Annotated in this window: 13 protein-coding genes; all 13 read right to left on the reverse strand. The window is 62.2% G+C overall.

Annotated elements, in window-relative coordinates:
• Positions 1–6: 6 nt before the first annotated feature.
• The 13 genes from nuoH to LRL22_RS17720 all read right to left on the reverse strand — a co-directional run bounded on the left by nuoH (position 7) and on the right by LRL22_RS17720 (position 17,740).
• Positions 7–975 carry an NADH-quinone oxidoreductase subunit NuoH gene (gene nuoH / locus LRL22_RS17660; protein ID WP_005337244.1) on the reverse strand — a complete coding sequence of 323 codons (969 nt, stop codon included), beginning with the start codon at positions 973–975 and terminating at the stop codon, positions 7–9.
• Positions 972–3,728 (reverse strand): NADH-quinone oxidoreductase subunit NuoG, encoded by a 2,757-nt coding sequence (nuoG, locus tag LRL22_RS17665; RefSeq protein WP_270905976.1) that lies wholly within the window; start codon positions 3,726–3,728, stop codon positions 972–974. The genes nuoH and nuoG overlap by 4 nt, the downstream gene beginning before the upstream one ends.
• Positions 3,729–3,769: 41 nt before the next feature.
• Entirely contained in the window at positions 3,770–5,155 is a 1,386-nt protein-coding gene (gene nuoF / locus LRL22_RS17670; RefSeq protein ID WP_270905977.1) for an NADH-quinone oxidoreductase subunit NuoF, read from the reverse strand.
• The gene (gene nuoE / locus LRL22_RS17675) at positions 5,152–5,694 is read right to left on the reverse strand and encodes an NADH-quinone oxidoreductase subunit NuoE (RefSeq protein WP_005344912.1); all 543 of its coding nucleotides are present in this window, start codon (positions 5,692–5,694) and stop codon (positions 5,152–5,154) included. The genes nuoF and nuoE overlap by 4 nt, the downstream gene beginning before the upstream one ends.
• A gap of 80 nt (positions 5,695–5,774) precedes the next feature.
• Positions 5,775–7,580, reverse strand: a complete 1,806-nt coding sequence (gene nuoC, locus LRL22_RS17680; protein WP_201941804.1) for an NADH-quinone oxidoreductase subunit C/D — start codon at positions 7,578–7,580, stop codon at positions 5,775–5,777.
• A gap of 2 nt (positions 7,581–7,582) precedes the next feature.
• Positions 7,583–8,257, reverse strand: coding sequence for a NuoB/complex I 20 kDa subunit family protein (locus LRL22_RS17685; protein WP_005344917.1), 675 nt, complete (start codon positions 8,255–8,257; stop codon positions 7,583–7,585).
• Positions 8,258–8,286: 29 nt separating this feature from the next.
• Positions 8,287–8,691 carry an NADH-quinone oxidoreductase subunit A gene (locus tag LRL22_RS17690; protein WP_005344919.1) on the reverse strand — a complete coding sequence of 135 codons (405 nt, stop codon included), beginning with the start codon at positions 8,689–8,691 and terminating at the stop codon, positions 8,287–8,289.
• A gap of 100 nt (positions 8,692–8,791) precedes the next feature.
• On the reverse strand, positions 8,792–9,028 hold the full coding sequence (locus LRL22_RS17695; RefSeq protein ID WP_139401886.1) for a hypothetical protein: 237 nt from the start codon (positions 9,026–9,028) through the stop codon (positions 8,792–8,794).
• Positions 9,029–9,069: 41 nt separating this feature from the next.
• Positions 9,070–9,639 (reverse strand): Lcl C-terminal domain-containing protein, encoded by a 570-nt coding sequence (locus LRL22_RS17700; protein WP_005351118.1) that lies wholly within the window; start codon positions 9,637–9,639, stop codon positions 9,070–9,072.
• A 13-nt stretch (positions 9,640–9,652) separates the two neighbouring features.
• Positions 9,653–11,092 (reverse strand): Lcl C-terminal domain-containing protein, encoded by a 1,440-nt coding sequence (locus LRL22_RS17705; RefSeq protein WP_270905978.1) that lies wholly within the window; start codon positions 11,090–11,092, stop codon positions 9,653–9,655.
• 59 nt (positions 11,093–11,151) lie between these two features.
• Positions 11,152–13,599, reverse strand: a complete 2,448-nt coding sequence (locus LRL22_RS17710) for a proprotein convertase P-domain-containing protein (protein WP_270905979.1) — start codon at positions 13,597–13,599, stop codon at positions 11,152–11,154.
• Positions 13,596–15,602 (reverse strand): prolyl oligopeptidase family serine peptidase, encoded by a 2,007-nt coding sequence (locus LRL22_RS17715; protein ID WP_270905980.1) that lies wholly within the window; start codon positions 15,600–15,602, stop codon positions 13,596–13,598. Before LRL22_RS17715 ends, LRL22_RS17710 begins: the two co-directional genes overlap by 4 nt.
• Positions 15,602–17,740 carry a TonB-dependent hemoglobin/transferrin/lactoferrin family receptor gene (locus tag LRL22_RS17720; protein ID WP_270905981.1) on the reverse strand — a complete coding sequence of 713 codons (2,139 nt, stop codon included), beginning with the start codon at positions 17,738–17,740 and terminating at the stop codon, positions 15,602–15,604. Before LRL22_RS17720 ends, LRL22_RS17715 begins: the two co-directional genes overlap by 1 nt.
• Positions 17,741–17,878 lie beyond the last annotated feature (138 nt).

Below are 17,878 nucleotides of genomic sequence, written 5' to 3' on the forward strand. Positions count from 1 at the left end.
AGTGCCTCACTGCGTACTTATCAGTACAACTGCCGCGGTGACCAGCATATTGATCAGGGTCAGCGGCAAGCAGACTTTCCAGCCAAACGACATCACCTGGTCAAAGCGCGGGCGAGGCAGGGAGGCCCGCAGCAGGATGAAGAACACCATGAAACAGGCGGTCTTCAGGGCAAACCAGATGAAGGGGGGCAGCCAGGGGCCGTGCCAGCCACCGAAGAAGAGGGTCACGATGAGCGAGGAGATCAGCACGATGCCGATATATTCGCCCACGAAGAAGAGACCCCACTTCATCCCCGCATACTCGATGTGATAGCCGTCGGCGAGCTCCTGCTCGGCTTCTGGCTGATCGAACGGGTGACGGTGGGTGACGGCGACACCGGCAAACAGGAAGGTGACAAAGCCCAGGATCTGGGGCACCACGTTCCACAAGTCTGCCTGTGCCTCGACGATATCCCGCAGGTTGAAACTGCCGGTCTGGATCACGATCCCCATCAGGGATAGCCCGAGAAACACCTCGTAGGAGAGGGTCTGGGCCGAGGCGCGCAAGCTGCCGAGCAATGAGTATTTGTTGTTGCTCGACCAGCCGGCGAACAGCACCGCATAGACCGCCAGCCCTGCGATGGCCAGGATGTAGAGCAGCCCCACATTGAGATCCGCCACGCCCCAGGTGGGGGTGATGGGCACCACCGCAAACGCCAGAATAAAGGCAGTGAAGGCGATGATGGGGGCCAGGATAAAGATCCGCCGATCGGCAAACGGCGGGATCCAGTCCTCCTTGAAGAACATCTTGATCATGTCGGCGGCCAGCTGGAGCAGACCAAACGGCCCCACCCGGTTGGGGCCGTAGCGATCCTGCCACAGGGCCAGCAGACGGCGCTCGATGAAGCTCATGAAGGCGCCGGCCCCCACGATCCCCACCAGCACGATCAGTGCCTTGCCCACCTCCAGCAACAGATCGATCAGCGACTCGCTCATGCGATCACCTCCTGCAGGTTAGTGATTGAGGCTTGTTGCAGGGCCGTCGGCAGGCCGTTCACCCCAAGGGGGAGCCCCACCAGACCGGCGCTCAGCTGCTCGCTAAGCCGCAGACGCAGTTGCCAGTGGCTACCGCCCCAGGAGAAGGAGACCTGACTGCCCCCGTGGAGGGCCAGACGCAGCGCATCAAGGGGATTGAGCACCAGCTCGGGTTCGTTCATCCGGGCCTGAATGACCGGGCTGCGAGCGGAGAGCTCCTCGCCGCCAAACAGCTGGGCATAATTGACCACTTGCAGCGCCTCTGCGGCCTTGAAGGGGGCGGGGATGGTGGTGAACCAGCCGAGCAGCTCCTTGCCTTCTGCCTGCGGGTCTGTTGCTTCCAGCAGACGGCGACCCGGATCGCCAGCACGCAGTTTGCCACCCACTTCATCCTGGAACTTGTTCCAGGCGGAGGGAGAGTTCCAGCCCGGCGCCCAGGCGAACGGTACTTGCGGCAGCGGCTGACGGGCTCCGGCATACCCTTCCATGGAGAAGTTGAAGGGGGAGTCGGGATCTTGCGCTACCCGTGGCTCGCTGACGTTCTGATCCGCCAGCATGGAGGTGCGACCGCTGTAACGATGCGGCTCACGGGCCAGTCGCATGCCACGGATCCGCAAGCCTGCGTTGGGCGCCGCTTCCAGCATGGTAGCCAGCAGCGGATTGCTGGTGGCACAGTCATGATTGACCTGGTCGAAGTTCTGCCAGCGCAGCGGCTTGCGTTCTATCGCCCCTTGCAGCGCTGCCAGCCAGCGCCACCCTTCACGCACCTGAATATCGGCGTTGTAGAAGGCGGGCGCATAGACCTGGAAGAAGCGCTGGGCGCGCCCTTCCATGTTCACCAGGGTGCCATCGGCCTCGGCAAAACTGGCCGCTGGCAGCACCAGATCTGCCTTGTTGGCGGTCGGGGTCGCCTGATGGTCGATGACCAGCAGGTGCTGCAGCCGTGCCAGCGCAGCATCCACCCGGTTGCGCGGCGCGCGGCGGTAAAGATCGTTCTCCAGGGTGACCAGCGCCAGCCCCTCTTCGGCCTCGATACGCGCAAGGGCGGCTTCGAGCGGCTTGTCTGACAAGGTTTGAGCGCCCAGCATGGCCAGACCCAGCGAGTTGGCCTCCTGGCCAACCAGCGCGATGCTTACCTCCTGAGCTCGACCTTTCAGGGCGCGGGCAATGTTGCTGGCCGCCTCAAGCAGCGCCACATCGCGGGCACTGGAGCCTGCAATGATGAGCGGCTTCCTGGCGTTGCCGAGCAGCTCGGCCCAGCGAGTCGCTTGTGCTTGCAGCTCGGGGCCGAGATCGGCCACGGCCGGTGCACTCGGGTCGAGCAGGTTGGCGATGGCAAAGCCAAGGCGCGCCTGATCGGCATAGGGGGCGTGCAGCTTGTCGGCCGCCACATCGTCAAGACGGGTGGTGTCGAGGCTGGTGATGAGCAGCGGGTAGCGTTCGTTCTGACCCAGGGTCTGTACGGCGGCGACTTGCCACAGATCCACCTTCATCTTGCGGGCCAGCTCGCGAGCCTTGCCCTTGACGGCTTGACGCAGCGCCAACGCGATACGGGCGGCGCTCATGGTGACATCTTCGCCGAGCAGCAGAATGGCGTCAGCCTCTTCCATGTCCCGCAGGCTCGGAGTCGGCACGCCGCCCTGTTGCAGGATCTGCAGCATCTTCAGCTGACAGGCCCACTCGGCCTGCTCGACGCCAGCGTAGAAGTTGGCTTCACCCACCAGCTCGCGCAGGGCAAAGTTGCTCTCCAGCGAGGCGCGGGGCGAGCCGATGCCGATGAGGCCACGGGCCGTGCGCAGGGCATCGGCGGCTCGGTTGAGGGCGCCATCGACTGTGATGGTCAGCTGGTCGTTGCCATCTTTGAGCAGCGGTTGGCGCGGGCGGTCCGCCAGATTGACGTAGCCATAGCCAAAGCGGCCACGGTCACAGAGGAAGTAGTGGTTGACGCTGCCGTGGAAGCGGTTTTCGATGCGGCGCAGCTCGCCATAACGCTCGCCCGGACTGATGTTGCAGCCCACGGAGCATTGCTGGCAGATGCTGGGGGCAAATTGCATGTCCCACTTGCGGTTGTAGCGCTCGGAGTGGGTCTTGTCGGTGAAGACGCCGGTGGGGCAGACCTCCACCAGGTTGCCGGAAAATTCACTCTCCAGGGTGCCATCCTCGACCCGCCCGAAATAGACGTTGTCGTGGGCACCATAGACCCCGAGATCCTCGCCACCGGCATAATCCTTGTAGTAACGGACGCAGCGGTAGCAGGCGATGCAGCGGTTCATCTCGTGACCGATGAAGGGGCCCAGCGCCTGATTCTGGTGGGTGCGTTTAGTGAAGCGGTAGCGACGGCTGTTGTGGCCTGTCATCACCGTCATGTCCTGCAGGTGGCAGGCGCCGCCCTCTTCACACACCGGGCAGTCGTGGGGGTGGTTGGTCATCAGCCACTCCACCACGCTCTTGCGAAATTCTTTAGCCTCTTCGTCCTCGATGGCGATGTAGCTGCCATCGGTGGCCGGGGTCATGCAGGACATGACCAGACGACCGCGTTTGTCATCGGCATTCTGATACTGTTTGACCGCACACTGGCGGCAGGCGCCAACGCTACCCAGCGCCGGATGCCAGCAGAAATAGGGGACGTCCAGACCCAGCGACAGACAGGCTTGCAGCAGGTTATCTGCCCCGTCTACCTCGTACTCTTTGCCGTCTACATGAATGGTTGCCATACAACTTCCCTGAAACCTGTTTTGTGAAATCTGTGGTGTCGTTACCAGCGCTCGCCCAGCAGGTTGGGCTGGATCCCTTTGACCGGCTTGCGGTTGTCGCCGCTGCCTTTGAGCCCGGCCTCGAATTCGGAGCGGAAATATTTGATGGCGCTGGCCAGCGGCTCGACGGCGCCCGGCGCGTGGGCGCAGAAGGTCTTGCCCGGGCCAAGGAAACTGCAGAGTTGCTCCAGGGTCGCCAGATCGCCGGATTGCCCTTCGCCACGCTCCAGTGCCCGCAGCAGTTTGACGCTCCAGGGCAGGCCATCGCGACAGGGCGTGCACCAGCCACACGACTCGCGGGCGAAGAACTCCTCCATGTTGCGCAGCAGGGAGACCATGCTGATGGAGTCATCCACCGCCATGGCGAGGCCAGTCCCCATCCGGGTACCGACCTTGCCGATACCGGCGGTATACATCTGGGCATCGAGGTGCTCCGGCAGCAGGAAGCCGGTGCCCGCGCCGCCCGGTTGCCAGGCTTTCAGGCGATAGCCGCTCTTCATCCCACCGGCGTAATTTTCAAACAGCTCGCGGGCGGTGATGCCAAACGGCAGCTCCCAGACCCCGGGGTTGTTCACCTTGCCGGAGAAGCCCATCAGCTTGGTGCCGTGATCTTCCGAGCCCGGCAGCGCCAGCCCGTGATACCAGGCGACTCCGTTGCCGATGATGGCGGGGACGTTACAGAGGGTTTCGACGTTGTTGACGCAGGTGGGTTTGCCCCAGACGCCGGAGACGGCGGGGAAGGGAGGTTTGGCGCGCGGGTTGGCGCGTCGCCCTTCCAGCGAGTTGATAAGGGCCGTCTCTTCGCCACAGATGTAGCGACCGGCGCCGGTGTGGACGAACAGCTCGAAGTCAAAACCGGATCCCAGAATGTTCTTGCCAAGCAAACCTGCGGCTTTTGCCTCTTCCACCGCCCGGCGCAGGTGGATGGCAGCATCCACATATTCGCCGCGCAGGAAGATGTAGCCGCGATAGGCCTTGAGCGCCCGGGCACTGATGATCATCCCCTCGATCAGCAGGTGGGGCAGTTGTTCCATCAGCAGGCGATCTTTCCAGGTGTTGGGCTCCATCTCATCGGCGTTGCAGAGCAGGTAGCGGATGTTCATGCTCTCGTCTTTGGGCATCAGCCCCCACTTCACGCCAGTGGGGAAGCCAGCGCCGCCACGCCCCTTGAGACCGGCATCCTTGACGGTGCTGACGATCTCGTCCGGGCTCATCTGGCCGAGCGCCTTGCGCACCGCTTCATAGCCCTGTTTGGCCTGATACTCCTCCAGCCACACCGGCTGGCCGTCATCCCGCAGCCGCCAGGTGAGCGGGTGGGTCTCGGGGGCTCGCGGGGTGCGATTGGCGGTGCCAAGAGAGGCGAGGATCTTGTTTTGCGGCAGGCTCATGGGTAAGCCTCCAGGGTTTTCAGCAAGGTCACCGGATCGAGGCCGCCATAGGTGTCGTCATCGATCATGATGGCTGGCCCCTTGTCGCAGTTGCCAAGACAGCAGACCGGCAGCAGGGTGAAGCGGCCATCCGGGGTAGTTTGACCGGGGCCGAGGTTCATCACCTCCTTGAGACCGGCCATCAGCTCTTCATGGCCATTGATGTAGCAGACCATGCTGTCGCAGACGCGGATGATGTGACGCCCCACCGGCTGGCGGAAGATCTGGCTATAGAAGGTGGCGACCCCCTCCACGTCGCTGGCGGGAATGCCGAGCTCGGCCGCGATGGCGTGAATGGCGCCGTCGGGTACCCAGCCTCTGGCCTGCTGCACGATCTTGAGCGCTTCGATGCTGGCGGCGCGGGGATCTTCGTAGTGGTGTTTCTCGTGTTCGATGGCATCGCGTTCAGCCTGGCTCAGAACGAAGTCGTCCTGTTTGCTGCTGCATGCCCCTTGCCCCTGTGGGGTCTGATTATTGTGACACTGACATTGCTGGCTCATGACTTGACCTTTGGTGGCTTGTCCTTTTACTGCTCGTCCGGCGATCCCAATTCCCGGCCATGGCCGGGAGGCGGGATCACTTAACGGTCCACATCCGACATAACGAAATCGATACTGCCCAGATAGACGATGAGGTCCGACACCATGCTGCCCTTGATCACCGAGGGGATCTGCTGCAGATGAGCAAAGCTCGGGGTGCGGATCCGGGTCCGGTAGCTCATGGTGGAGCCGTCACTGGTCAGGTAGTAACTGTTGACGCCCTTGGTCGCCTCAATCATCTGGAACGACTCGGCAGCGGGCATCACCGGGCCCCACGACACTTGCAGGAAGTGGTTGATCAGGGTCTCGATGTGCTGCAGGGTGCGCTCTTTGGGCGGCGGTGTGGTGAGGGGGTGATCCGCCTTGAAGGGGCCCTCCGGCATGTTCTTCATGCACTGCTCGATGATCGACATGCTCTGGCGGATCTCCTCGATCCGCACGGTGGCTCTGTCGTAGGCATCGCCATTGCTGCCGACCGGCACTTCAAAGTCGAACTGATCGTAACCGGAGTAGGGACGCCACTTGCGCACGTCGAAGTTGAGGCCGGTGGCGCGCAATCCGGCCCCCGTGGTGCCCCAGGACAACGCCTGCTCGGTGGTGTAGGCAGAGACGCCTATGGTTCGACCGCGCAGAATGCTGTTGCGCATCGCCGCTTTTTCGTAATCCATCAGCCGCTTGGGCAGCCAGCTCAGCAGGTTGTCCTGCACCAGCCGTTGCCATCCCTTCGGCAGGTCGTGGGCCACACCGCCGATGCGGAACCAAGCCGGGTGCATGCGGGCACCGGTGATTGCTTCGATGATGGTGTAGATCTTCTGCCGATCGGTGAAGGTGAAGAAGACCGGGGTCATGGCCCCCACGTCCTGAATATAGGTACCGAGGAACAACAGGTGGCTCTGGATGCGGAACAGCTCCGCCATCATCACCCGGATCATGTCGACCCGCTGCGGCACCTTGATGCCGGCCAGCTTCTCGACCGCCAGCACATAGGGGAGGTTGTTCATCACCCCGCCCAGATACTCGACCCGGTCGGTATAGGGGATGTAACTGTGCCAGGACTGGCGCTCGCCCATCTTCTCGGCACCACGATGGTGGTAGCCGATGTCGGGCACGCAGTTGCGGATCTCCTCGCCATCGAGCTGCAACACCAAGCGGAAGGCGCCGTGAGCAGAGGGGTGGTTGGGGCCGAGGTTGAGGAACATGTAGTCCTCGTTCTCGTTGCCGCGGGCCAGGCCCCACTCTTCCGGTTTGAACAGCAGGTTCTCCTGCTCCATGTCCTGTTTGGCGGCATCGAGCATGAAGGGATCGAATTCGGTGGCGCGCGCCGGGTAATCCTTGCGCAGCGGGTGACCCTGCCAGCTCTTGGGCATCATGATCCGGGTCAGATGGGGATGGCCATCGAAGGTGATGCCCATCAGATCCCACACTTCCCGCTCGTACCAGTTGGCATTGGGGAAGTGGTTGGTGATGGAGGGCAGATGCAGGTCACTCTCGGCCAGCGCTACTTTCAACATCACATCGGCGTTACGGTCGATGGAGATGAGGTGATAGAAAACGGTGAAGTCGCTCTGGGGCAGACCGTCGCGATGGCTGCGCAGCCGCTCGTCGGTGGCGCTGAGATCAAACAGCATCACAAACGGGGAGGGCACCTTGCGCAAAAAGCCCATCACATCCTGCAGCAGTTCTCGGGGAATCCAGACCACCGGTACGCCGGTACGGGTAGTCTGCACGGTGAAGTGCTCGGCCCCGAAGTGGGCAAACAGTTCGCCAATCACTTTGGCATCCTTGTGGTCGCTGGGCTGCCACTGGGCCATGGCGTAATTGCTGGGAAAATCACGAGTCAGTTTCATGGTCAGATCTCATCCGGCGTGCGCAGGTTGGTCACATTGATCCGTTCGCCGCGCTTGCGCTCTTTTTCGGCCTGCATCTGGGGACGGTAGATCCCCTGATCGCCCACCACCCAGGAGAGGGGGCGGCGTTCTTTGCCGATGGAGTCCTGCAGCAGCATCAGGGCTTGTAAAAAGGCTTCGGGACGGGGCGGGCAACCCGGAATGTAGACGTCGACCGGCAGGAACTTGTCCACCCCCTGCACCACGGAATAGATGTCATACATGCCGCCTGAGTTGGCACAGGCGCCCATGGAGATCACCCACTTGGGTTCGAGCAGCTGTTCATACAGGCGTTGAATCACCGGTGCCATCTTGATGAAGGGGGTCCCTGCAATCACCATGAAGTCGGCCTGACGGGGCGAGGCACGGATAACTTCGGCGCCGAAGCGGGCCACATCGTGGGGGGAGGTGAAGGCGGTACACATCTCCACGTAGCAGCAGGAGATGCCGAAGTTGTAAGGCCAGAGGGAGTTTTTGCGGCCCCAGTTGACTGTGTCTTGCAGCACCTCCTCGAGACGGCCCATCATGATGCCGCGCGTCGCTTCTTGCGCCAGTGGGTCATCGACGGTCTGGCGCTGCTCCTGGGGGTAGCGCTCAACGGGTGCATCCGGGTCAATCCGGGTCAGGGTGTACTTCATGGTGCAACCTCAAGGAAAGGGTCTGTGGTTCAATCACTGTTTTTGTTGTTCAGCTGCGGTTTGCGCGGTGACCAGTCCAGTGCGCCGATGCGCCAGAGGTAGATCAGGCCGATAAGCAGCAGTCCGATGAAAATGGTGGCTTCAATAAAGCCGACCCAGCCGCTCTCCCGCACGGAGACAGACCAGGCAAACAGGTAGAGCGCCTCGACGTCGAAGATGACGAAGAACATGGCGACCAGATAGAACTTGGCGGAAAAACGCAGGCGGGCACTGCCGACCGAGTCGACACCAGATTCAAATGGCTTGTTCTTGGTGCGGCCGTAGGCACGCCCCCCCAGCAGGGCGGCGAGGCCTATCATCACCAGACAGATGGTGATGGCACCGATGACATAAATGGCAAAAGCCCAATGTTGAGCAGAAATATCAGCAAACATAGAGGTTTTTCCTAACCAAATTAATCAAGTGACTTAACAATAATGTTACGCATTATGACACTTTCGCACTGATTTACATGTCATTTTTACGGGTTAATTATTAATCGGTTAACCGGTAATTAAATTTTGTTAAGAAGCGCACTTTTTTGTTGGTTATAGCGGGCGAGAAAGGCCTGTAAAGCGCAGAGAGCTGCTCCTCGTCATCACCTGAAAGGGGTAAATGCCGCGGGCGAAGCCGGATCAGGTCGGTATCGCGGGCAGGGGGCACTGGCGGGAGAAGAGCGTGATGGCGGGTGAGATAGGGGGTGGCAAGAGCAATAAAAAGAGAGGCTTTCAAGCCTCTCCTGTCATCGCGTTCCGGTTTCGAGCGTGGGGCGGTCAGGGTTTATTGGCGACCAGCAAGACCTGATCCGGGTAGGCGCCAATGGAGCGAAGACCGATATCTCCCGAGGTGATATCCAGATACGCCCGCTGACCATTGGCGGAGGTTACCGTGCTGCTCATCAGATAGACATAGCCCTCATTGACCTCTTTACCGCCCCCCGCCATGGCGCGCGGGAAAATGGCTTCATTGAGAGAGGGCTTGTAGCAGGCGTGCTCGACCAGGGTCGCCAGCTCCTTGATGTCGGGCAGGCGCCACTGGCTGATACCGCCGAAGTGATAGAGAGCATGGCTGCTGTCACTGCGGATCCGCTCCGCCACTTGCAGCCCCTGCTGCCAGTAGTAAACGGTCGGTTCACCCAGGCAACTGCTGCCACTCCATGTCTGCCCCAGTTTGCAGCGCATCCAGGTGAGGCCGGTGTGTTGATCCGTGACGGTGCCGTTGCCATGGTCAAGAAAACGGGCAGAGGGGGCGGTGCGATCCATGGTGTCATCACAAATGGCAGCACCGTGGGCCAGGGGGGCCAGCAGTGCCAGCATGGCGAACGAAAAGCGATAAAGGCTCATGATATTCCTCGGATTATTGGGGAGTGGCGACCAGTCGTACCTGCATCAGCTCGATATAGGTATCTTGCTGCACCAGCGCGGGATAGGTGGTGCCCGCATCTTCTCCCAGGAGCAGGACTGTGCGTTTGCTGATGGGGCCACCGGAAAAGCGCTGGGCGGTGTTGCTGGTGGCGCTCCAGTAGTAGCCATGGTAGGTGTCATCTTCCGAGGAGGCGATATCCGGGAAGTAGCGGGTATCTACGATGATGCGCTGACCCAGCGGGTCCTTGGCCAGGCTACCGTAGTGCATCAGTGACATCAGCTCACCCATGGTGGGCAGCCGCCACTGGCTGATGCCGCAACGCTGCTCGCCATTGAGCCACTGCTGATACGCGCGGGTGGTCAGCATGGTGGTCAGCGCCTGTGCCCGGGCGAGGGCCGCCAGATCTCCTTCGGCGGTGAGCTGTTCGATCCTGTTATGAATATGCTGGTAGGCCGCTTGCTGCTCGCCTGCGGTCGCCTTGAACTGCTCATCCTCATAGGCAAAGGGTCTGCTTTTCCAGGCCGGACTCAAGGGATCGTCCGATTTGACCTCCCACACCAGACCGGTATTGAGATCCTTGACGCACTGCCAGCTCGGCGCGTTGTCGGGGAGCACCTGACCGCGATCATCGAGTTTGCGATAGGCAAGCTGGGGACGAGTGCGATTCCAGCTGGCATCTTGTCCCGGATAGTCATCGGGTTCCTGTTCCAGCAGCGGGTCGTTGCCATCGCTGAAGGTGGTGACGCCGGTGACGGTCAGCAGGTTGCGTGGCTGCTGCTGCACCAGCAGGGTCAGCAGCTCGCTTTGGGTCTCTTCAGCAAACTGGCCGTTGCGCTGCCACTCCTGAGCCAATTGCGCCAGCATCAGGCTGATGGCGCGATAGCTGGTGGTGAGCAACTGGGTCTCCTTGGCGGTGGCAAGGCGTGTGCGGGCCTGTTGCTGCAAGCTGATCGCCACCTGCTGTAGCGCCTGATCAAACTGGCCTAGACCTGCGAGGGCCGCGCGGTCGCTGCCCGGTTGCAGCGGCGCGAGATCGGCCAGCAGCTGCGTCAGTGCGCGATCGGCGGCCACCCCTTCGGCAATGCGGCTCTGCCACAGGGTGCTGAGCAGGGTCGGTTGTAGCCGTTGTGGATCCCCTTTGGCGGCCGGATGTGCCAGCAGCAGGCCTCCGCTCCTCGGTACGAACAGCAGGGGCGAGTTGACGATGTTGGCCGAACGGCTGACCAGGGCCACAACTCCTTCGCCGCTGACGGCAGGGTCGGCAGGATCACATTGCCAGTTCTGATCCAGATCGGCGCACAGGGTACCGGCGGTTGGCAGGGCGACATCGACCCGGTAGTCCGGGATCGCCAGTGGTGCGTTATCTTCCCCGCCGCCACAGGCGCTGAGCAGGGCTGAGAGGGTTGCAATAACCAGTACGGATGGTTTCACTTCACATTCCTTGATTCGGTCACAGGTTCACGGGGGCGGTAACCTCCGTGGTACAGGATTCAACGGCGCGGGGTGCTCCGGCGCCAGATGCGGGGCCAGAGGGCCAGCAACAGCAGCAGGGGGGAAGCCGTGCCGCCACCCCCTTCATCCTGCTCAAGGGGAATGATGCCGGTGTTGGGCAGGGCTTCATCCTTGTCGCAGCGGGCGCCGACTTGCTGGGCTACCCGCCAGTTGCGCAACTGACCGGTGTCACCGGCGCTGGTGTCGTTGATCTCCAGCAGCCAGCGGCCAGCGAGCGGTTCGCCGTGCAGCTTATCGAGTGATTCGAACGGTACCAGTTCACGGGGGAACTCCCCCTTGAGCCGGGTATGGCTGGCGTAACCCTTGTTCCACAGGCTGATCCGGGTACCGTAAGGGGAGGTGAGCCAGATCTCCAGCTGCTCCAGCTTGCTGTGCTCCAGATCGAGGGCAACCACGAATCCGCTGTCGATGCGGGCCTTGCTCTCGGGCAGGGTGAGAGTGAAGCGGGACAGGCCGTGCCGCTCACCGCTCACCGCATCCTTGATCTGGCCACCCTGGCCGATGGCCCGCTGCCAGAGCGGTTCACCGATCGGCAGCTGCAGGTCAAGGTGGGTCTGGCGCTCGGTGGGGCTGGGCAGGGTGAGCTGGAATTGCAGCGGCAAGGTGACTGCCTCGCCACAGGTCAGGTTGCTCGCCGCTTCCAGCGGCAGGGTCCAGCGGGCGGTGCCATCGGCGTTGAGCTCTCCCTGCCAGTGACCGTCACCCATGAGCCCCTTGGTCGGGAGCTGGCTGGCGTCGGCCACGGTCAGGGGCCGGCCGCTCTGGTTGGTTAGTTCAATGGCGAGGCTCTTTTTCTCCCCGGGCAACAGGTAGCTGTCATCGGCAAGGCGGGCCGCGATGGGAGTGGGCAGCAGGGCGTGGTGGCGGAAGGCCTGCTCCAGCAGCTTGCCATAGCTGCGGTCCGGATAGAGGCGGTTGGCGGTATCCACGGTGACCCGCGCCAGCTGGGGCATCCGCACCTGCGGGCCGAGGCCGAAGTGGGATTCAATCAGCAGGGTATCGAACTCGTCACGGGCTACCTCGCCATATTGTTCAACGGCCTGGCGCAGCGCGGTGAAGAGCGGGGTGCCCCACAGCTGATCGCCGTTGCTGCCGTTGATGGTGAGGTGCGCCGGATAGAGGAAGCCCGGATGATAGCGCGCCCGCAGATCATCGAGCTGACGGGGCGTCCGGCCGCTGATCCTGGCATCCCAGTTGAAGACCATGAAAGGCTCGAACTGGCGAGCCTCTGGACTACGCTGGCGCCAGCTGGCGGCCAGATAGTCGCTAAAGCCCTCGCCGATGGCGCCCCAGTCACCCTCTTCTCCCATGTCGGGCAGGATATGGTGCTGCACCGCATGGCCAAACTCGTGCCAGATCACCATGGGATCTTCCGCATCGGGTACCCCTATCCGGCCAATTTCCAACCGGCGCAGGAAGGGGTCATAGAGAGAGTTGTCCTGCTCCCCGGCATCGGTATCGATGGCCAGGGGGCCGCCCATCAGCGTTGGGTAGCCAAGGGATTCCACATGGCGCTGGGCCAGATCCAGATGGTAGTAGCCATTGATATCGAGGAAGGCGGGCTGCTGGTGATCCAGCTGGAAGCCATCGGCATCAGGGCTGCTAAAGGGGGCAGTTTCCGGCGCCGTGCCATCCACGACCCGGGCGCGTGGGCCACTCAGCTGGTAGGTATCATCCACCTTTTGTACCGTGAGCGGGACGGTGCGATAGGCCCCGTTGTCCAGCACCAGATCGTGGCGCCACAGCAAATTGCCATCTTGCAGCTGGGTGCGTGGGTCGAGGGCAAAGATGCGGGCCTGCACCGTGGCCGCTTCCCCTGCCAGCGGTGCCGCTTCGGCACGGGTGTTGGCCTCTTGCAGCGTGCGCCCCAGCAGGGCGCTGCCATCGCAGGTGACAAACAGTTGCCAGTGGCTGCTCTTGCTGTTGCCCGGCTGGCTTTCCACCGCCAGCAGACGCCAGGCCGCAGTCAGGGTGTCGCCATCCTGCCAGTACCAGGGCTGGGCTTCGTCACTGCCAGCGAATTGCCACACCGTACTATCCAGCGTGGCGGTATAGGCATCCACCCCGGCGCGGCTTGCTTCATCACATGGCGTCGCCTGTGCCTGCATCAGCCGGGTATTGTGATAAAGGCGCCACGGGCGACCCTGCTCATCGAGACTGACGGCGGCCATCAGGCCGGCGATCGGTGCGCCATTGAGCTGCTGGCGATAATGCAGATAGTGGCCCAGCTTGCCTTGGCGCTGATAGGCCGGGGCATCACTCAGGGTGACGCCGAGCTGCTGTTCGAGCCAGAGGCGGGGATCGGCTGGGGCGTCCTGTTCGACAAAACGCAGTTCGGTGGCCTGAGTGGAAAAGCCAGCCAGCCCCAGCAAGAGGGCGGGCAACAGGGGTTTCATAGTGGTACTCCCAATCAGCGGCAGGGTCATTGGTTGATCCCCGCCAGATTCAACAAGAAGGCAAATTCACGAGCCCGATCGCCGCCACCGGCGCGGTGGCCTCCCTCCAGTTCGGTCAGCAGCAGGTAGGGGCCGGAGCCCGTGCTGTGCTCCCGCAGGCGGGCCAGCCACTTGACCGGCTCCCAGTAGGGCACCTGGCTGTCGTGCAGGGCGGTAGTGACCAGCAGGGGCGGGTAGGGGGCGCGCTGCAGGTTGTCGTAGGGGCTGATGCGGCGCATCGCCTGATACTCTGCGGGCTTGGCCGGGTTGCCCCACTCCTGATACTCCTGACGGGTCAAGGGGAGGGCGGGATCACTCATGGTGCCGAGCATATCGACGAAGGGAACCTGCAACACGGCGCCGCTAAAGAGTGTCGGTTGCTGGTTGAGGGCCGCAGCAACCAGCGTGCCCCCCGCGCTGCCCCCCATGGCAAACAGGGGCAGGGGAGCAGAGTCGGGCGACCAGTGGCGCAGGGCGTGACCGGCTGCGATAAAGTCGCTGATGCCGTTCTGCTTGTGGATGCCCCGCCCGTCGCGGGTCCACTGCTCCCCCAGCATGCCGCCGCCGCGCACATGGGCGATGGCGTAGACAAAACCCCGATCCAGCAGGCTCAACAGCTCTTTCTGGTAGTAGGGGCGCATCGGCGTGCCATAGGCGCCATAGCCGTAGAGCAGCACGGCGCGGGGGGCCAGATCCTTGCGCCACACCAGCGAGACAGGCACCCGGGTGCCATCGGCAGAGGTGATCCAGCGCCGCTCGCTCTGATAGGGCCATGCTTTATTGCCTGCGGTGTGCTGGTCGTTGATCCACTGGCCGCTGGTCAAATCCAGCCAGCGCTGGCCGGGGGGCTGGCTCAAGCCCTGACTGCGCACCAGAATGCGGTCGCTGGCCGGGTCATGTTCTCCTTGCAGCCAGCCGGTTCCTGCGCCACTGGCCAGCGGCAGGCGCTGGCGTTCATAGCCGTTGCGATCGAGCAGGGCGAGCCAATCCTCCCCCTGCTGGCGAAACTGCACCACCAGATGGCGATCAAACAGTCGCCACTTCTCGGGATCGCCGAGATCCTCCTCTTTGGCGGGCCACAGGCGCTGCCACTCACCGAGCGGCGTGCTGGCTGAATAGAGGGCAAACGCTCCCTCCTGGTTGCTCTTGATCACCCAGCCGGATTGGCTGTCCAGATAGTATTCCACCCCGCGCTGGCGGGGTTTGACCCGCTGCGGCTTGCCCGAGTCGAGCAGGTATTGCTCCGAGCTATCGTGGTTGTTGCCCTGCAACACCAGATGCTGGCCATCCGTGGTGCGATAGAGGCTGAGCAGCCAGGCGGGATCCTGCTCCTCATAGAGAGTCTGCTCCTGGCCATCCTGCCAGCCGCGCAGCTGCCAGGGGCGCAGGGTGTGGCGCTCGTTGGCGATGGTGTAGAGGGTGCGACCATCTTGTGACCAGGCGAGATCAGCGCTGCGCTGTGCCAAACTGGCCAGCGCCTTGCCGCTTTGGAGATTGAGCAGGGTGACCTGATAGTCGAGATCGCCGCGCCTGTCTTCGGCGATGGCCAGTGTGCGGTTATCCGGGCTCAGGGCCCAGCCGCCCGCTTCGTAATAGCCCTCACCCGCTCTGGCGGGAAGCCGTTGCTGCACCTTGCCCCCGTGGCGTTGCCAGAGTGAGCCATCCGGGCGCAGCTGCCATGCCTGATCGCCGCGCACAAGCCAGTTGTCTGGCACAGATTCCCCCGCCGGATGGCGGGTAAACTCGGCGCGCAAGGTTGCTTCCAGCGGCTGCTGCGCGGCGAGCTGCTGCTCGCTCCAGCGATTTTGTTGCTTGAGCAGGGCGAGAATGGCCGGGTTGCTACGGCTCTCGTCCCGCAACCAGAAGTAGGGATCCTGGCGTACGGGATTGCCTGAAATCAGGTGCGATTGGGACGGGATCGGCGGTGGCAGGGCCTCTTGCGCCCACGCCAACGGGGCGGCCAACAGGGCCGCCATGATTGCATGATGCTTCATCACATCCCCACGAAACGGTAGCTGAGGCTGGCTGACAGGTAGCGGCCGCTCTGGCTGTAGAGGGAGGTGTCGCTGCCAGCCGGGAGTCCGGCCACATCCTGATAGCGGACGTAGCGGGTATCGAGCAGGTTGCCAATGGTGGCATTGACCTTGAGTGCCTCGGTGATCTGCCAGTCGCCGGTGAGATCCAGGCTGAACCAGCCTGCGCTGCTCTGGCAGGCACCGTTGTAGCCAGTCTGCGCATTGGCGCACTGGGGCACCTTGGTCATGGCGGCGGCATAGTTGCCACTGAGCTCAACCCCCCAGTCGAGCTGTTGCCAGCGCAGGGTGGTGTTGCCTTCCAGCGGTGTCTGGGTGCGCAGCGGCTCACCGCGGTGATCCTTGCCATCCATCCAGGCCAGATTGGTCGAAAGCTCCCACTCGTCGCTCAGCCAGAGGCTGGCGGCCAGCTCGGCGCCCCAGGTTTCTGCTTTGGCAACGTTGCGATATTGGCGCAGGAAGACACCGTCATCGAGGCGAAAACCGGTCTGGCGCCAGTCGATGAAGTTGTAGTAGCGGTTGTAGAAAACGGCCGGTTTGACGCTCCAGTTGTCGCTTTGGCCATTCACTCCCCACTCCAGACTGTGGCTGGTCTCCTCCTTGAGGTTGGGGTTGGCAATGATCTCGAACGGCGGCATGGCAAAGTAGTGAGGAATGTTGCCGTAAACCTGATCGTAAGCGGGGGCGCGGAAGCCGTTGGCATAGCTGAGCCAGCTGCGCCATGTTTCGTTGAAGCGGTAACTGGCCGCCACACTGGGGGAGATGTGGTCGCTGTGGTTCTCGGCCAGATTGCTGTCCGGTGCGCGCAGGCGCTGGCGGTCAAAGCGCAGGGTCGGGGTAAACTGCCAGCTGCCCAGATCGATCACATCGCTCAGCCAGATGCCATCGCGGCGGGTCTCTGCCTTGCTGAAGGGGGCTTTCTGTCCCTGGGTGGTGATGCCATCTTCCAGGGTCAGATTGCTGACCGGCCGCTCGTGGTTGGCCTGCTCCAGCTCCACACCGTAGCTGAAGGTGTGATCCAGCGAGCCGGTGCTCAGCTTGCTCTGCAACTCCAGCTCGCTGCCAAGGCGAAGCTCCTCGAACGTGGAGAGGGTGCGCTGGCTGCGATATCTGGGATAGCCGCTCAGGGCATCGTTGCGCAGCAGCTGGCGCTGGTTGGCTTCGTTGCGTGACTGGTTGCCAAACAGGCTCCAGTTGAGGGTATCGACCATGCCCAGATCGTTGGCTTCCCAACTGAACTTGCCGCCCTGGGTGCGCTGATCGCCATCTTCCTGAAAACCGACCACGTCCCAGCTGCCATCGGGTTGGGGCACCGCTTTGGGCCCCATCTGGCGTTTGGCGTGATCCTCGTAGTAGTCCAGCTCCAGCCGCAGAGCGTGATGGGCATTGAGGGGGAGGCGGCTGCTGGTGGAGGCACTCATGCCATCCAAATCAGCCGGAATGCGGTTCTCCTCAAAGTTGGCGGTTTCGTTGCCACGCCAGCCGGAGAGGCGTAACAGGTGTTCGCTCTCCAGTGCCCGTACCGCACCGGTCATGCTGAGCTTCTTCTTGTTGCTGTCGCCACCGTAGAGGGTTTTGGCCGCCAGATAGCTATCTTGCTGTTGCAGATAATCTTCCGGCTGCTTGGTATTCATCACCACGGTGCCGCCGATGGCATCGGAGCCATGCAGGGAGGAGCCGGCTCCCTTGGCCACCTCAATCTGCTTGATGTCATCGAGATCGAAGTTGAAGCGACCCACCTTGTCATTGATGTTGTCGGCGCCAAAACCATCGCTGACGCGCACCCCATCCTTGATCAGCAGGATACGGTTGCCACCGATGCCGCGCACGCTGATGTTTTGCGGTCGCCCGGCAGAGCCGGTGACCGAGACACCGGGGATCTTGCGAAACACATGAGTCAGCTCGCTGGCGACCTGACGGTCCAGCTCTTCCTGGGTGATGACGGTGATGGAGCCGGAAACATCGGAGAGTTTCTGTTGTACCCGTTGCCCGGTGACAATGATGGTGTCGTCGCTGCGAGCCTTCTCCACAGGGGGAAGATCGGCCGCGCCAGCGGAGGCACACAGGAGTGCCGGCCATGCCTGAAGCAGTTTGTTCATAATGATAATTGTTTTTATTTAAGCCTGAAGGGCGGCATTATTGCAGAGGCCTGACCACTTGACAATAAATGGCAATCATTATCATTAAGATCTTATGGTGTTGATATTATTGAGTTATTTGTTTTTAAAAAAGAGACT

The sequence above is a fragment of the Aeromonas sp. PI_26 genome (assembly GCF_027854445.1).
GTDB classification, from domain to species: Bacteria; Pseudomonadota; Gammaproteobacteria; order Enterobacterales; family Aeromonadaceae; genus Aeromonas; species Aeromonas veronii.

Excerpts from the sequence above, each read along its gene's own strand:
- LRL22_RS17710 (WP_270905979.1), bottom strand. The coding sequence starts at position 13,599 with ATGACCCTGCCGCTGATTGGGAGTACCACTATGAAACCCCTGTTGCCC.
- nuoC (WP_201941804.1), bottom strand. The coding sequence starts at position 7,580 with ATGAAACTGACTCGTGATTTTCCCAGCAATTACGCCATGGCCCAGTGG.
- nuoH (WP_005337244.1), bottom strand. The coding sequence starts at position 975 with ATGAGCGAGTCGCTGATCGATCTGTTGCTGGAGGTGGGCAAGGCACTG.
- nuoG (WP_270905976.1), bottom strand. The coding sequence starts at position 3,728 with ATGGCAACCATTCATGTAGACGGCAAAGAGTACGAGGTAGACGGGGCA.
- nuoE (WP_005344912.1), bottom strand. The coding sequence starts at position 5,694 with ATGAGCCAGCAATGTCAGTGTCACAATAATCAGACCCCACAGGGGCAA.
- LRL22_RS17700 (WP_005351118.1), bottom strand. The coding sequence starts at position 9,639 with ATGAGCCTTTATCGCTTTTCGTTCGCCATGCTGGCACTGCTGGCCCCC.
- nuoF (WP_270905977.1), bottom strand. The coding sequence starts at position 5,155 with ATGAGCCTGCCGCAAAACAAGATCCTCGCCTCTCTTGGCACCGCCAAT.
- LRL22_RS17720 (WP_270905981.1), bottom strand. The coding sequence starts at position 17,740 with ATGAACAAACTGCTTCAGGCATGGCCGGCACTCCTGTGTGCCTCCGCT.
- LRL22_RS17690 (WP_005344919.1), bottom strand. The coding sequence starts at position 8,691 with ATGTTTGCTGATATTTCTGCTCAACATTGGGCTTTTGCCATTTATGTC.
- LRL22_RS17715 (WP_270905980.1), bottom strand. The coding sequence starts at position 15,602 with ATGAAGCATCATGCAATCATGGCGGCCCTGTTGGCCGCCCCGTTGGCG.
- LRL22_RS17685 (WP_005344917.1), bottom strand. The coding sequence starts at position 8,257 with ATGAAGTACACCCTGACCCGGATTGACCCGGATGCACCCGTTGAGCGC.